At 73.5% G+C, this 14,345-nt stretch carries 11 protein-coding genes; 3 read left to right on the top strand and 8 right to left on the bottom strand.

What is annotated here, in order from left to right:
* Nucleotides 1-835: 835 nt before the first annotated feature.
* The 4 genes from ACIBVL_RS12145 to ACIBVL_RS12130 are packed head-to-tail and all read right to left on the bottom strand — an operon-like array spanning nucleotide 836 to nucleotide 3,550.
* A complete protein-coding gene (locus ACIBVL_RS12145) occupies nucleotides 836-994 on the bottom strand; it encodes a DUF6760 family protein (protein WP_399096039.1) in 159 nt (52 codons plus the stop codon).
* Nucleotides 991-1,470, bottom strand: a complete 480-nt coding sequence (locus tag ACIBVL_RS12140) for a hypothetical protein (protein ID WP_399096036.1) — start codon at nucleotides 1,468-1,470, stop codon at nucleotides 991-993. The genes ACIBVL_RS12145 and ACIBVL_RS12140 overlap by 4 nt, the downstream gene beginning before the upstream one ends.
* Nucleotides 1,470-1,913 carry a phage tail protein gene (locus tag ACIBVL_RS12135; RefSeq protein WP_399096033.1) on the bottom strand — a complete coding sequence of 148 codons (444 nt, stop codon included), beginning with the start codon at nucleotides 1,911-1,913 and terminating at the stop codon, nucleotides 1,470-1,472. The genes ACIBVL_RS12140 and ACIBVL_RS12135 overlap by 1 nt, the downstream gene beginning before the upstream one ends.
* A gap of 53 nt (nucleotides 1,914-1,966) precedes the next feature.
* Entirely contained in the window at nucleotides 1,967-3,550 is a 1,584-nt protein-coding gene (locus ACIBVL_RS12130) for a phage tail sheath subtilisin-like domain-containing protein (RefSeq protein WP_399096030.1), read from the bottom strand.
* A 289-nt stretch (nucleotides 3,551-3,839) separates the two neighbouring features.
* On the opposite strand from ACIBVL_RS12130, the gene ACIBVL_RS12125 reads away from it, so the two are divergent.
* Both ACIBVL_RS12125 and ACIBVL_RS12120 read left to right on the top strand, forming a co-directional pair.
* Nucleotides 3,840-5,279: a hydrolase gene (locus ACIBVL_RS12125; RefSeq protein ID WP_399096027.1), complete on the top strand. Its 1,440-nt coding sequence runs from the start codon at nucleotides 3,840-3,842 to the stop codon at nucleotides 5,277-5,279.
* Nucleotides 5,280-5,319: 40 nt separating this feature from the next.
* A complete protein-coding gene (locus ACIBVL_RS12120) occupies nucleotides 5,320-6,717 on the top strand; it encodes a ricin-type beta-trefoil lectin domain protein (protein ID WP_399096024.1) in 1,398 nt (465 codons plus the stop codon).
* A 15-nt stretch (nucleotides 6,718-6,732) separates the two neighbouring features.
* Here ACIBVL_RS12120 and ACIBVL_RS12115 read toward each other — a convergent pair whose 3' ends face one another.
* The 3 genes from ACIBVL_RS12115 to ACIBVL_RS12105 form a co-directional block, all read right to left on the bottom strand.
* Nucleotides 6,733-8,667 (bottom strand): ATP-binding protein, encoded by a 1,935-nt coding sequence (locus ACIBVL_RS12115; protein ID WP_399097195.1) that lies wholly within the window; start codon nucleotides 8,665-8,667, stop codon nucleotides 6,733-6,735.
* Between the two features lie 77 nt (nucleotides 8,668-8,744).
* Nucleotides 8,745-9,401 (bottom strand): DUF4255 domain-containing protein, encoded by a 657-nt coding sequence (locus ACIBVL_RS12110; RefSeq protein WP_399096021.1) that lies wholly within the window; start codon nucleotides 9,399-9,401, stop codon nucleotides 8,745-8,747.
* 139 nt (nucleotides 9,402-9,540) lie between these two features.
* Nucleotides 9,541-10,239, bottom strand: coding sequence for a LuxR C-terminal-related transcriptional regulator (locus ACIBVL_RS12105; protein WP_399096018.1), 699 nt, complete (start codon nucleotides 10,237-10,239; stop codon nucleotides 9,541-9,543).
* A 276-nt stretch (nucleotides 10,240-10,515) separates the two neighbouring features.
* Between ACIBVL_RS12105 and ACIBVL_RS12100 the strand changes: the two genes are divergently transcribed.
* Nucleotides 10,516-13,263: an AAA family ATPase gene (locus tag ACIBVL_RS12100; RefSeq protein WP_399096016.1), complete on the top strand. Its 2,748-nt coding sequence runs from the start codon at nucleotides 10,516-10,518 to the stop codon at nucleotides 13,261-13,263.
* 25 nt (nucleotides 13,264-13,288) lie between these two features.
* Here ACIBVL_RS12100 and ACIBVL_RS12095 read toward each other — a convergent pair whose 3' ends face one another.
* Nucleotides 13,289-14,233 (bottom strand): alpha/beta hydrolase family protein, encoded by a 945-nt coding sequence (locus ACIBVL_RS12095; protein ID WP_399096013.1) that lies wholly within the window; start codon nucleotides 14,231-14,233, stop codon nucleotides 13,289-13,291.
* Nucleotides 14,234-14,345: the final 112 nt, after the last annotated feature.

The following is a 14,345-nucleotide window of genomic DNA, read 5'->3' as shown; positions in this document are numbered from 1 at the left end:
CGCTCGGCAGGGAAGGCATGGCGCCGGGCACGCCGGTTGCGAGGCCCGGCAGAGAAGGTGCGGCTCCCGGCCGGGCGGATGCGGCGCCGGGCACGCCGGTTGCGAGGCCTGGCAGGGCGGACGGGAGGCCCGGCAGTGCGGACGTGGCTCGTTGCAGGGTCGGTGGTGCTCCCGCGGGGGTCGGCGCGGTCCCCGGTCGGGCCGGAACGGTGCCAAACCGGGAGGGCGCGGTTCCCCGAAGAGCCGGCGCACCCCCCGGCAGCCCAGGTGCCGCCCCCGGCTGGCCCGGCGCGACGCCCGTTCGGGTCGGCGTAGCCCCCGGCAAGCTCGATGACTGCACCGCTCGGAGCGGTGCGGTCCGCAGCGGGATCACGGGAGGCGCCGCCGGGACCGGGCCCGCCGGTGCCGGCGGCGGGGAGGCGGCGGAGGGCGAGGTCTGCGCGGGGTCCGCCGACAGGTTGCCCAGCAGGCCGCCCGCGGTTCCGTCCAGGACCATGGGTGAGCGTGTGCTGGTGAAGGTGGGGTTCTGCCAGGTGGCCAGCCGGCCGCCGAAGCCGGAGTCGGCGACACCCGCCGCCGGCGCCCCGGCCGCCACCGCCCGCTGGAGGGGCGGCAGCCCGGTCCACGCGGCCGCCACCCGGCCACCCGCACTCACCCCGCCGACGCCGGCCGACGCCCCGTCACCCGGCGTACCGGCAGCCGACGTACCGGCGACCGACGCACCCGCACTCGCGCCGCTCGACGCCTCCGCCCCGGAGGCCCCCGACGCCCGGCCCTCCGAAGGAGTCGTCCCCCGTCGTGCGCCGGTCCGGAATCGATCCAGAAATCCCACGCCTCAGCCTTCCGTCCCGCCCCGGGTCACCAGCGAGCCGATGTGGTCGGTCCAGCGGCGGCGGTCGTGGTGTTCGAGGTCCAGGATGTCGTCCAGGGACCAGTGGAAGTGGTAGGCGACGTACGCGATCTCCTCGTGCAGTCGGTCGGTCGCGTACGTCACGATTCCCCCAGGCGGCTCCCGCCCAGTTCCACCTCGAAGGGCTCCGCGCAGTGCGGGCACTCCACCGAGGCGCGGGTGTGTCCCTCGGCGTTGATCTGGCGGTAGAAGTCCTGCAGGAACGCCAGGTCGGAGGCGAACATGTTCTCCACCACCCCGTCGTGGACGAGGGGGAGGGTGCCGAGGCGGGTGATGACCCGGCCCAGGAGGACCACCGACAGGTACGCCGGGTTCTCCTGGACGCGGATGTCCCGGAGCGGGACCAGTTCGTCCCGCGCCGTCGACAGGCGCATCACGCCGTCGCGGTGGACCGTGCCCGCCTCGTCGACATAGCCGCGCGGCAGCTCGAAGGGGAACTCCGTCTGCAGGCGCTGCTGCACAGGCGCCGGCGCGGGCGCGGGCGCCGCCGACGGGAGCGGAGCGGCCTCCTGAGGCTGCTCCGCGTCCGCCACCGGCCCCCGCACAGCCGTACGCCGCATTACTCGATGACCAGTTCTTCGAACGTGATCGTCACGGTCTCGGTCAGCGCCGACGCCTCGCCCGCCTTCACCGTGCTGGTGTCGATCTTGCTGCACCAGGCGTTGCGCATGTTGTACCGCTTGACCGGATTGTTCTGGTAGTCCATCACCATGATCGTGGCGTTCTTGCGGGCGGTGCCCATGACGCCGTTGATCGACTCGCTGATCCACTGGTTGAACGCGGCGGACTGGGTCATACCGCGCACGACCGTGCAGGTGCCCGCCTTCTTCACGCCCGGCAGCTTCTTGGTGACCGGCTTGCCCTGCGCGGAGACCTGCTGGTACTCGATGACGTCCTGTTCGAGGCTGAGGCCGCTGACCTCGGCGAGGTATTCGACCATCACGCCGTCGATCTGCAGGCCGAAATTGTGCGAAGTAAGGGCGTCACCCGGCTGGAGACTCATCTTCGTTTCCTTCTAGGGGAGTTGACTGGGGTCTACGGAAGGGGAGGTGCCGCCTACTCCTCCAGCTCCCCGCTCCCGCTCGAGAACTGGGCCAGCCGGAAGATCACGAACTCGGCCGGCTTGACCGGCGCGATGCCGATCTCGCACACCACGCGGCCGACGTCGACCGACTCCTGCGGGTTGGTCTCCTCGTCACACTTGACGTAGAACGCCTCCTCGGGCCGGGCGCCGAAGAGCGCGCCCGCGCGCCACTCGTTGACGAGGAACGCGGAGACGTTGCGCCGGATGCGGGCCCACAGGGCGTGGTCGTTCGGCTCGAAGACCACCCACTGGGTGCCGATCAGGATCGACTCCTCCAGGTAGTTGAAGTACCGGCGGACGTTGAGGTAGCGCCACGCCGGGTCCGACGCCAGCGTCCGCGCGCCCCACACGCGAATCCCCCGGCCGGGGAACGCGCGGATGCAGTTCACGCCGATCGGGTTCAGAAGGTCCTGCTCGCCCCGGGTGATCTGGATCTCCAGGTCCACCGCACCGCGTACGACCTCGTTCGCCGGGGCCTTGTGGACGCCGCGCTCGGAGTCGTTGCGGGCCCAGACGCCGGCCACGTGGCCGCTCGGCGGGACCAGACGGGCCTGGCCGGTGGCCGGGTCGAAGGACTTGATCCAGGGGTAGTACAGGGCGGCGTACTTGGAGTCGTAGCCGGCCGTCTCCTGCCGCCAGACGCGGATCTGGCGGGCGTTCAGGCCGGGCGGCGGGTCGATGATCGCCACCCGGTCGCCCATCAGCTCGCAGTGCGCGATCAGGCCGAGCTGGACGGCCTTGACCTGCTCCAGGTCGATCGCGCCACGCTGGTAGGCGGCCATCAGGTCGGGGACCGCGACCATGGACACCTCGTCGACGGCCTCCAGGCCACCGAAGCCGGTGCGGTCGGCGCTGTCGCCCAGGTACTGGGCCGGGCCGACCGAGCCCGCCTCGTCCGACGACGGCACGGCGGGGGCGGCGGACGAGGCCGAGGGCAGCGCGACCGTCTGGTTCTCGGGGCGGGCCAGCTGTGCGGCCGGGGCGGCCTCGGCGACGGTGATGAGCTTGGAGCGCTCCTTCACCTGGGTGACGACGTAGGAGCGGTTGCCCTTCTTCGCCGACACGTCGAACGTCTCGACCGGCTGGTCGCCGTCCTTGACGATCAGCTTGAACCGCTCGGCGGGGCCCTCGCCCTCCGCGTCCGCGACCTCCACGCTCAGGTTGCCCGGCGCCACGGCCGTCACGGTGAACGTGCCGAGCTGCTTGGGCTCACCGGCGGTCAGCGCGGCGGGGGCCGACCCCGAACCTGTCACCGCCGACGGCGACTTGGTGTCCGCGGAGGCGCCCGCCGGGGAACCGCCGACGCGGACGACGTACGCCGCCGAACCGCCGTTGTTGAAGAAGCCGTAGACGGAGTGGGCGAGGTAGTACCCGTCGGTGAAGTCACCGAACGCCGCCACGTACTGGGTCCAGTTGGTCACCAGGGTCGGCTCGTTGAGCGGGCCGGTCGGGGCGAGCCCGACGAAGGCCGCCACCGAGGTGCCCACCCCCTCGATCGGGCGTGAGCCGCTGGCCACCTCCTCGACGTATACGCCGGGCGACAGGTAGGACGGCATGCTGTGCTCTCCTCGGGGTACGCGTCAGGACGTTCTCACCGTCACGCGCGAAGCGCGTCGCCCGAAACGGCCTTCCGTGCATGTCCCGGGGCACGATCGTTGCCCGCGAGGGCACTCGGGGGCCGGTGGGCCCCTCGTCCACGCCGTGCGGACGGGGTGCCCGGCGGGCCCCCGCGGACACGGCCGGGCGCACTTCCGGCCGGGAGGGCAGCCGGTGCGGTCCCGGCGGGCACCCGCTCTGCCCCGTGGCCTCTGACCTCGACCGCCGCCGCCACCGTAACGTCGGTGCGTGAGCCTGTGGACCTCCCTCGAACCTGCCTCCGTCACCGTCGACCCCGGCAGCCGGGCGACCGTCCGGCTGCGGGTGCGCAACACCGGTGACGTCGTCGACGAGTACCGTTTCGAGCCCGTCGGATCCGTCGCGCCCTGGACGACGGTGGAGCCGCAGACGCTGCGGCTCTACCCGGGCACGACGGGCACGGTGGAGCTGACCTTCGCCCCGCCCCGCACCCCGGACGCGACGGCCGGTCCGAACGCGTACGCGGTGCGGATCACGCCGACCGAGCACCCCGACGCGGTGACCGTGCCGGAGGGGAACCTGACGATCACCCCGTTCACGGAGGTGCGCGCCGAGCTGGTGCCGCCGACCGTGAAGGGCCGCTTCCGGGGGCGTCCCCGGCTCGCGATCGACAACCTCGGCAACAGCAAGGTCACCGCCTCGCTCAGCGGCAGCGACAACGGCGACCGGCTGTCGTACGAACTCCAGCCGGCCAACGTGCAGATCGAGCCCGGTCGGGCGGTGTTCGTGGACACCACACTGCGGCCGCGCAACATCATCTGGTTCGGGTCGAAGGAGGAGCAGCCGTACAGCCTGGCCTTGCGCCGGTCGGGGGCGCAACCGCTCGAGGTGGACGGCACGTTCGTGCAGCGCGGGTTCCTGCCGAGGTGGCTGGCGACCGCGCTGAGCATCACGGTGGCCCTCGCGATCGCGTTCGTGATGATCTGGCTCTCCTACAAGCCGCAGGTGCGTTCGCTCGCGACGGAGAAGCTCGCGGAGGCCGGCGCCACCGCGCTGCCCAGCCCCTCGACGCCCATCGAGAGCGCGCCGGCCGCGCCCGAGACCAGTGCGCCCGCCGCCCCGGACGTCTCCGAGACCACCGGCGGGGCCACGGCCGGCAGCGACAGTGGCGGCAGCGGCAGTGGCAGCGGGAGCGGCGGGAGTTCCTCGGACAAGGCCACGAAGCCGAAGAAGCAGACCGCCGCCGACGCGGTGCAGGCGCTGGCCGCGCGCAGCGACGGCCGGCACATCTGCTACCGCGCCTATGTCGCCGACCGCGGCTGGCAGGACCCGGTGTGCGACGGCGCGATCGCGGGCACGACCGGCAAGGCGCTGCCCATCAAGGAGCTGAACATCGCCACGGTGGGGACCAAGGGCGTCATCGGCAACGGCGCCCACGTGAACGAGGGCTGGCTCACCGGGAGCAAGTGGTCGAAGGCGGCCGACGGCGTCGACATGTACCTCGGCAGCCTCAAGGAGGCGGTCTCGCCGCTTCAGGGCTTCACCATCGGGTTGGGGGACGGTACTTCCGTGTGCCAGAACGCGCACATCAAGGACAAGGGCTGGCTCGGTGTGGGCTGCTCTGACCCCAAGGCGAAGGACAAGTGGGTCTACGGCGGCAGCCCCATGGAGTTGAAGCTCCGACTGGAGGCGGTGCGCTTCACCCTGTGAGGCAGCCACTTCCCTACCCACCGTTGAAAGGGCCCGTGAGGTGACTCTCTGGACTTCCTTGGAACCGGCGGCCGCGACCGTCGACCCCGGCGGCACCACCACGGTCCGGCTGCGGGTGCGCAACACCGGTGACGTCGTCGACGAGTACCGTTTCGAGCCCGTCGGATCCGTCGCGCCCTGGACGACGGTGGAGCCGCAGACGCTGCGGCTCTACCCGGGCACGACGGGCACGGTGGAGCTGACCTTCGCCCCGCCCCGCACCCCGGACGCGACGGCCGGTCCGAACCCGTACGCGGTGCGGATCACGCCGACCGAGCACCCCGACGCGGTGACCGTGCCGGAGGGGAACCTGACGATCACCCCGTTCACGGAGGTGCGCGCCGAACTGGTGCCGCCGACCGTGAAGGGCCGCTTCCGGGGGCGTCCCCGGCTCGCGATCGACAACCTCGGCAACAGCAGGGTCACCGCGTCCGTCGCGGGGGCGGACGTCGGTGACAACCTGTCGTACGAGTTCCGGCCGGGCAATGTGCAGATCGAGCCGGGCCGGGCGGCGTTCGTGGACACCACGCTGCGGCCCCGCCAGATCATCTGGTTCGGGTCGAAGGAGCAGCGGCCGTACGCGTTGACCGTGCAGCGGTCGGGGACGGTGCCGTTGTCGGTGGACGGCACGTTCGTGCAGCGCGGGTTCCTGCCGAGGTGGCTGGCGACCGCGCTGAGCATCACGGTGGCCCTAGCGATCGCGTTCGTGATGATCTGGCTGTCCTACAAGCCGACGGTGACCAGCGCGGCCAAGGAGAGACTCGTGGAGGCCGGCAGCACCGCGCTGCCCAGTCCCTCCGCGCCGGCGCCGTCCGCGCCGAAGACCGACTCCTCCGCCGAGGCGCTGCCCGACCGGCCGGTCTCCTCCGCCCCGGCGCCGAAGGACGACACCAGCGGCTCGGGATCGGGCTCGGGCTCGGGGTCCGGGTCCGGGTCGGGCTCGGGCGGCTCCAAGGGGTCGAGCGGCAGCGGCAGTTCCGGCGATCAGGACACCACGACCAAGGTCGTCGGGCAGTTGATCATCGGCCAGGCCTCCAACCGGTGCATCGACGTCCCCGACGCCCAGAACGGCAAGGGCAAGGACGGCACCCCGCTGCAGATCTGGGACTGCGCCGGTTCCGCCAACCAGAAGTGGGACTTCCGCGGCGACGGCACCGTACGGTCCGTCGGCATGTGCATGGACGTGGCCTGGGGCTCCCGCGACGACGGCGCGGTCATCCAGCTGGCGCGGTGCAGCGGCAACCCGGCCCAGCAGTTCGTGCTGAGCCAGTACGGCGACCTGGTCAACCCACAGGCCGACAAGTGCGTCGACGTCAAGGACAACGGCACCGGCAACGGCGCGAAGCTCCAGCTGTGGACGTGCTCGGGGACGCCCAACCAGAAGTGGCGGGTGGAGTAGGGCCCGTCGGCCCGGCTACCAGTTGGCCTCGCCGGGCACCAGGCGGCCCGCCTTGCGGTACTCGCGGCGGGCCCCCTCCAGCAGGTCGCCGTCGCCCACCGGCTCGCCCCGTCCGGCGGCCAGGTAGGCGGCGGTGACCACCGCGCTGCGGATCGAGCCGCCCGCCAGCTCGAACTCCCGGGCCAGGGGGCCTGGGTCGACGCCCTCGGCACAGGGCACGTGCGACAGCCCGTGCCGCCACAGGGCGAGGCGCTGCTCCTGGTCCGGGAACGGGAAGTCGATCACCAGGTCGAGCCGGCGGGTGAACGCCTCGTCGATGTTGGCGCGCAGGTTGGTGGTGAGCAGCGCGATGCCGTCGAAGGACTCCAGGCGCTGCAGCAGGTAGGCGCTCTCCATGTTGGCGTACCGGTCGTGCGAGTCCTTCACCTCCGAGCGCCTGCCGAAGACCGCGTCGGCCTCGTCGAAGAGGAGGACGGCGTCGGTGCGGTCGGCCTCGGTGAAGATGCGTTCGAGGTTCTTCTCGGTCTCGCCGACGTACTTGTCGACGATGGAGGAGAGCTGGACGACGTACAGGTCGAGGCCGAGTTCCGCGGCGACGACCTCGGCGGACAGGGTCTTGCCGGTGCCCGACTCCCCCGCGAACAGCCCGAGCACCCCTCTCCCCCTTCCGCCGCCCGCGCTGAGCCGCCAGTCGCCGAGGACGCGGTCGCGGTGGCGGGCGCGCAGGGCGAGTTCGTGGAGCTGGGTGAGGGGCCGCTCCGGCAGGACGAGGTCCTCCCAGCCGACGTCGGGGCGGATCCGGCGGGCGTGCCGCTCCAGGCCGGAGGCGGACTGCTGGCGGGCGGCGAGGCGGACGTGGTCGGCGGTGAGCGGGCCGCCCTCGAAGGCGGCGAGGGCGCGGGCGGCGTGCGCGGCCCGGGCGACCCGGTCGCCGCCGAGGCGGTAGGGGGCGACGGTGGCGGCGAGGTCGAAGCCGGTCTCGGCGCCGAGGGCGGTCGCCCAGACACCGGTTCCGCCCGCCCGGCGGCGGGGGGCGTCCAGGACCAGGGGGTCGTGCGGGGACCAGTGGGGATCGTAGGGGCGGGGGTCGGCGAGGAGGACGGTCACGTCCGGCACGGCGGTCAACGCGGCGACGAGCGCGGCCGGTTGCTCGGGAAGCCCGGACACGACGACCGCCCGGCCGGTCAGCCGGGCCTCGCGCAGGAGACCGGGGAGGTGGTCGGCGGGGCCGGTGAAGCGGAGCGCTTCGACACCGGCCGTGTGCAGCGCGGCGGCCACGGCGGCGAGCCCGTCGCCCTCACGGTGCTCGCGCAGGTACACGGCGAGGGGGCCGTGCGCGACCCGCTCGGCCAGCCGGTGGGCGAAGTCGTCGGCGGGCAGCGGGGGCGGCAGCGGGTGCAGGTGGCCGTGCAGGGCCGCGTCCGGGGTGTCGTCGCCCAGGAGGTGGGCGAGCAGCCGGTCGGGGACGCGCAACGTCCGTGACAGGAAGGGGCGTTCGGGTTCCTCGACCTCCAGCAGGCCGAGCGCGCACAGCGGGGCCGACGCGTGGAAGCGGGCGCGGGCCGGCGCGAGGTGCGCGGACGCCCCGCACAGGTCCAGGGTGAGACCGACCGTCGCCCGGCGCCTGCTGACGTCGTCGTTGAGGTAGCCGTAGAGCGGCTCGAAGGCGCGGTCCAGATCGGGGGCGAGAGCGATGAGGAGGACGGCGACGTCGAGGTCGGTGAGGGAGAGACGGACGGCGAGCGCGGTGAGGCGGTCGGCGGGTGCTTGCGTGAGGCCGTCCGCGGGGACGCCGACCGGGCGGAGCGGCTCCCGGGACAGCAGGTGCCGTACCGCCTCCTCGGAGAGGTACAGCCCGCGCAACGGGTCGGCGGCCGTGGGGTCGCCGGCGGCACGGTCCTCGACGAGGGCGGTGATCCGTTCGCGGAGGACGGCGAGGCGGGCGAGCAGCGCGCTCGTTCCGCCGACGGGGGCCGGATCGTCGGCGCCGGCCTCCGCGGTGTGACCCTCTTCCGCCGTCACGGCGGTCACGGGGTGGCCTCGCGGGCCGCTCGCGCCGCCGCCACCTGGTGGGAGCGGTGGGCGCGTTCGCCGTCCTGCGGCGGGTCGCCGTCGATCCCGGCGACGCGGACGACCGCGCCCTCGGTGACCGGCGGTCCGGCGTCGTACTCGGGGTAGGCCGGGAAGGGCGCCGTCACCACCAGGTCCAGGGAGGGCTTGAGTTCGCCTCCCAGGGCGGACCAGATCTCGGCGAGGGAGCGGGACTCGGTCTGCACACCGGCCACGCTCACCGGCACGGCCAGCCCCAATGCGCCCAGCGCGCCGGGGAGTTCCTCGGCGGCGAGCATCTCGCGCGGGATCAGGTTCGCCAGCACCGCCGACAGCAGCCGGTGCTCGTCCTGCGGGGTCTTCGTCCAGGCGGTGACGAGGTACGACAGCCGGAACCAGCGCGGCGGCTGCCGCCGCTTCACCACGACGTCCCGCTCGTCGCGCACCGGGACCTGGCCGCGCTGGCGGCGGGCCACGTCCTCCCTGATGTCGTACAAGTAGGCGTTGACGACGGGTGAGTTGCGCCGGGCCGCCCAGTCGCGGGTCGGTGCCTCGAAGGAGACGTCGATGCCGGAGCCGGTCAGCGCGCCCCCGCCGAGCAGGCCTTTGAGGACCTCGTCGACCTCGTGGATCACCGTCGCGCTCCTCAATCGCCCTACCGCCGAACCCCTTTCACCGATGGTGCCTCCGGCGGTGCGGGTTCCGCAGGCGCCGGAGGGTCGGTGGCCGGGCACGGCACGCTGCCCGCGTGTCCTCCTTCGAGTGCACGTTCGGTCAGATGTAGCCTTCCCGGAGGGCATATGCCACCGCGTGTGCCCGGTTCCGCAGATGCAGGCGCGTCGTGAGTCCGTGCATCACGTTCTTGACGGTTCGTTCGGAGTAGGACAGCTTGCTGGCGATCTCTCCGGTGTCGAGGCCCTCGGCGACCAGCCGCAGGACGTCCACCTCCCGTGGCGCGAGCCCCAACGAGGGCGCGCCCGGGCGCCCTGCCGCGCCCCGGTGCAGTGTGCCGACCTGGCTGATCAGCCGGCCGAGCAGATCGGAGGGCAGGTCGCCGTCGCCGCGCGCGGCCGCCAGGACCGCCTGCACCAGCCGGTGCGCGGTGGCCTCGCGGCGCCAGACGATCGCGCCGACCCCGCACTCGATGACGTCGAGCAGCTCGGTCTCGCGGATCGCACCCACCACGAGCACCGCGCGGGTGCCCTCGGTGCGCACGATCCTGCGCAGCCGGGCCAGCGCCGTCTCGTCGAGGGTGTCCTCGACGAGCAGCGCGACCGTGCCCGGGGCGGGCGAGGGCTCCTCGCGGACCTCGATCTCGGGGCGCCCCCGCAGCTGGCCGGCGGCCCCCTCGCGGGAGATCGGGTCGGGGGCGAGAACGGCGACGGGTATGCGGCGCCTGGGGTTCGGCGCGCCGGTGTCCGGCGTCCGGGCGTCGGATGTCCGGGCGTCTGCTGTCCGGGGTGAGCTGAGCAACCGTATCCCCCATGTTCACGGTCCCGTCGGCCCGAGGGGATCGGCGACGGGTGGGTCTGCTCCAGACTTGTGTGCCCTTTGTGACGGGGACAATCGTGGAGCACCACGAGGCGGACCACGAGAGCAACGCCCAGACAACCACGGGGTGCGAATATCACTGCAGGTCAACGGGGGTTCGGTAGCCGTACGGGAGGCAGTCGTGAGCCTCGCCACACCGGCGGCACGACGTCGTATCGAACCGCGTCTCACAGACGCACGGGTTGGCAGGAGGCAGGGATGACCGGACCGTTGCGGGAACGCGACGACGCGCACGCACTGCTCGCGGCGGAGGTCGAGCGCGCACGCGCCGGCGCCGGCCGGCTGGTCCTGCTGCGCGGGGCCACCGGCACGGGCCGCTCCGCGCTGCTGGAGGCCGCCGTCACGCACGCGGCCTGCCGCGGCCTGCGCGTCCTGCGGGCGCGCTGCTCGCCGGAGGACACCTCCGTCCCCTTCTCCTCGATCCTCCATCTGCTGGACCCCGTACCGGAGTTCTCCGGCGATGTGGAGCCCGGGCTCGACGACCGGGGGAGCGCGGCGCGGCTGTGGCGGCTGCTGCGGTCGTACGCCGCCGAGGGCCCGGTGCTCCTGGCGGTGGACGACGTCGAGCTGGCCGACGAGGCCTCGCGCCGCTGGCTGACGGAGGCGGCGCGGCACGCCGACCGATTACCGCTGCTGCTCGTGGCCACCGAGCGCAGCCAGTACGACATCGACCCCCAGCCCGCAGGACTCACCCACACCCTCACCCCCTCGCTCATCCGCACCCACACCCTCGCCCCGCTGACCGACGACGCGTCGGCCGAGCTGGTCCGTGCCGCCTTCCCCACGGCCCGGCCGCGGTGGACGGCGGACTGCGTGCGCGCCGCCGCGGGCAACCCTCTCCTGCTGCACGCCCTCCTCGACGACCTCGCGGGCGCCCCGCCCTCGCCGGCCGTCCCGGAGACGTGCGCCGCGCTGTACCCGGGCTCCTACCCGGCCGCCGTGACCTGGTGGCTGGACAGCGCGGGGGAGGCCACGGCCGAGGTGGCGCGGACCCTGGCGGCGCTGGAGCGGGCGGACGGAGCGGAAACGCACGACACGCCCTACCGCCTCGCCGTGCTCCTCGCCGAGGCCTGCGGCGCCGACCCCGCCCGCGTCTCCGGCTGGATCACCGCGATGACCCGGCTGGGCATGCTGCGCACCGACGCCTCGGGCACCCCGCGCTATGCCCACCCCCTGCTGCGGGACGCCGTACTCGCCGACTGGCCCGCCGGCCGCCGGCAGGACGCGCACCGGGCGGTCGCCGAGGCGATGCTGCGCCGGGGCGACACGGCGGAGGCCGTGGCCCGGCAGCTGCTGCGCAGTACGCCGGTGGGGGTGCCGTGGGCGCTGCGCGTGCTGCGCGACGCGGTCACCGTCGCCGTGTGCGCGGCCCGTCACAGCGACGCCGTCCTCTATCTGCGCCGCGCCCTGGAGGAACCCCTCCCCGACGACCACCGCCAGCGGCTGCTGACCGAACTGGGCTCGCTGGAGTACCACAGCGCCGACACCCCCGGCGGCATACCGCGGCTCACCGAGGCGCTCGACCTGCCCGCGGAACCCCGTGACCGGGTCCGTACGGCGATCGCGCTGGGCACCGCGCTGGCGGGCCGCGGGGAGGTCCGTACGGCGGTGGAGGTGCTGCGCCGACTGGCGTCCGGGCTTCCCGATCACCCCGAACTGGCCCGCACCCTGCAGACGGCGTCGGCACTCCTGTCCGACCAGGACCAGACGGCCCGCCAGGAGGCCTACCGCTGGCTGACGGAGACCGCCGAACGCTCGCCGGAACCGGTCGGCGCCTCGGGCCGGGCCCTGCTGGTGCGGTACGCGGCGACGGCCGGGGACATCGAGGCCCGGGAGGCGATGCGCCGCCTGCGCACCCTTCTGGAGGAGCCCGCCGACCCGCTGGCGGAACCGTTCCTCCTGGGTGCGGCGGCGGCGGTGGCCCAGTGGGCCGACGAACTGGACGAGGCGGAAAGCCTGGTGGAGCGGGGTCTGGCCGGCCAGCACCCGTCGCTCCTCCACCCCATGGAGCAGGCGTTGCTCGACACCAGGTGGGACATAGCGGCGGCGCGCGGGGCGTACGCCACGATCCTCGCCGCCCACCCCGAGACCCGCGTCCGCCGCACCGGCGCCCCAGGGAACGCCGACGCCCACGCCCTGACAGCCCTGGTGGAGACGGGCCGCATGGAGGAGGCCCGCCGGCTGGCGGACAGCTTCGACCTCCGTGCCGTCCCCGACTCCTGGGAACTGAACCGCTTCCTGTACGCGCGGGGCCTGCTCCGCTTCACCGAGGGGGATGTCGCGGGCGCCCTCCACGACTTCCTGGAGTGCGGCCGCCGCCAGTCGGCCCGGGCCGTCCTCAGCCCGGTCGTCACCCCGTGGCGTACGGCGGCCGCGGAGTGCCGGCTCGCGCTGGGCAATCCCCGGGAGGCGCTGGCGCTGGCGGAGGAGGAGCTGCGGTTGGCCCGCGTCTGGAACACCCCGCGCACGGTGGGCCGGGCGCTGCGTGTCCTGGGCCGGGCGACGCGTGGCCGACGCGGCCTGGAGCTGGGTGAGGAGGCGGTGGCGGTCCTGCGGGACTCCCCCGCCGAAGCGGAACTGGTCGCCTCCCTCCTGGCCCAGGGCTTCCAGCTGACCGCCGCCGGCGAACGCGGCCGGGGCCGCGACCACCTCCGGGAGGGCGCCGAACGCGCCGAACGCCTGGGCAGCGCCAGGCTGCTGGCCTACGCCGACCAGGCCCTGCGGGACGCCGGCGCGCGCCGCACCACCCCGGCCCGCACCGGCTCCGGCGCCCTCACCGGCAGCGAGCGCCGGATCGCGGAACTGGCGGTGGAGGGCCGTACGAACACGGAGATAGCGGAACTCCTGCACGTGGCCCGCCGCACCGTGGAGACCCACCTGACCAGCGCCTACCGAAAACTCGGCATCCGCAGGCGGGGGGAGCTGCGGGGCGCGCTGGAGAACTGACCCGGTCGGCCCCGGCCTGCCCGCCCTACTTGGACTCGACCCGCCCGAGCGGGGTGGGGCCGGCCGTAAGTTCCTCCTGCGCCGACTGCCAGGCGGGATCGCCGGGGTGGAGCTCGCTGCGGAGGTAGGCCCAGGTGAGCCGCTGGACGGCGGCCACGCGCTCGGGGTTCTCGTCGGTGGTCTCGGCGACGTCGTATCCGGAGACGCCGCCGAGCCCGTGTTCCGCGTCGAACAGGGTGAGCAGGGACTTGGGGCCGGGGGCGAGGACGTACGGATCGGCGTGCCAGTGGGGGCCGCTGACCGTCAGATGGGCGGAGTCGTCCTTGTCACCGGCGACCACGAGGGTGGGTGTGGTCATAAGGGAGAAGTCCGTGGTCAGGAAGAAGGGCCAGGTCTCGGCCGTGAACTCGGTGAGGGCGTCGCCGCCCCGGCCGGGCGCGGCCAGCAGGACGCCCGCCTTGATCCGGGGGTCGGCCAGGTCCACCACCGTCCCGTCGTCGGGATCGGTGAGCCGGGCGCCGAGCAGCAGGCTCGCGGTGTGCCCGCCCATGGAGTGCCCGGCCACGGCGACCCGGTCCGGGTCCAGGCGCCCCCGGAGCTGCGGCACGGCGGCCTCGATCTCGTCGAGCCGGTCGAGGATGCGTGTCATGTCCTCGGCCCGCGATCGCCAGTACAGGGGCGCCCCGGGGGTGTCGGGGGGCAGGTTCAGCGTCCTGGAGCTCAGATGGGTGGGCTGGATCACGACGAATCCGTGCGCCGCCCAGAAGTGGGCGAGGGGGGCGTAGCCGTTCAGGGAGGAGAGGTGGTTCGAGTAGCCCTGGCCGTGCGAGAGGAGGACGACCGGCAGATCGCTCCCGGTCACGGGCGCGGAGACCCGCACCTGCAGATCCACGGCCCGGTCGGGGGCCGGCAGCACCACGGGACTGATCGAAAGGACGGGGACGGGCGAGCGGTAAGTGGTTGCACTCATGGATGGCTTATCCCTTCAAGTGACGCCACACCAAAGCGGAACGGCGTCCCGTTTAATATACGGAACGCCGTCCCGTTTTATCAACCAGCCCGCGCTTGCGGACCGACCGCCG

Origin of the sequence: Streptomyces sp. NPDC049687, from assembly GCF_044465285.1 — a bacterium.
Taxonomy (GTDB): domain Bacteria; phylum Actinomycetota; class Actinomycetes; order Streptomycetales; family Streptomycetaceae; genus Streptomyces.
Note: the sequence above shows the minus strand (reverse complement) of the source record. Positions and strands in the feature narration are given on the sequence as shown.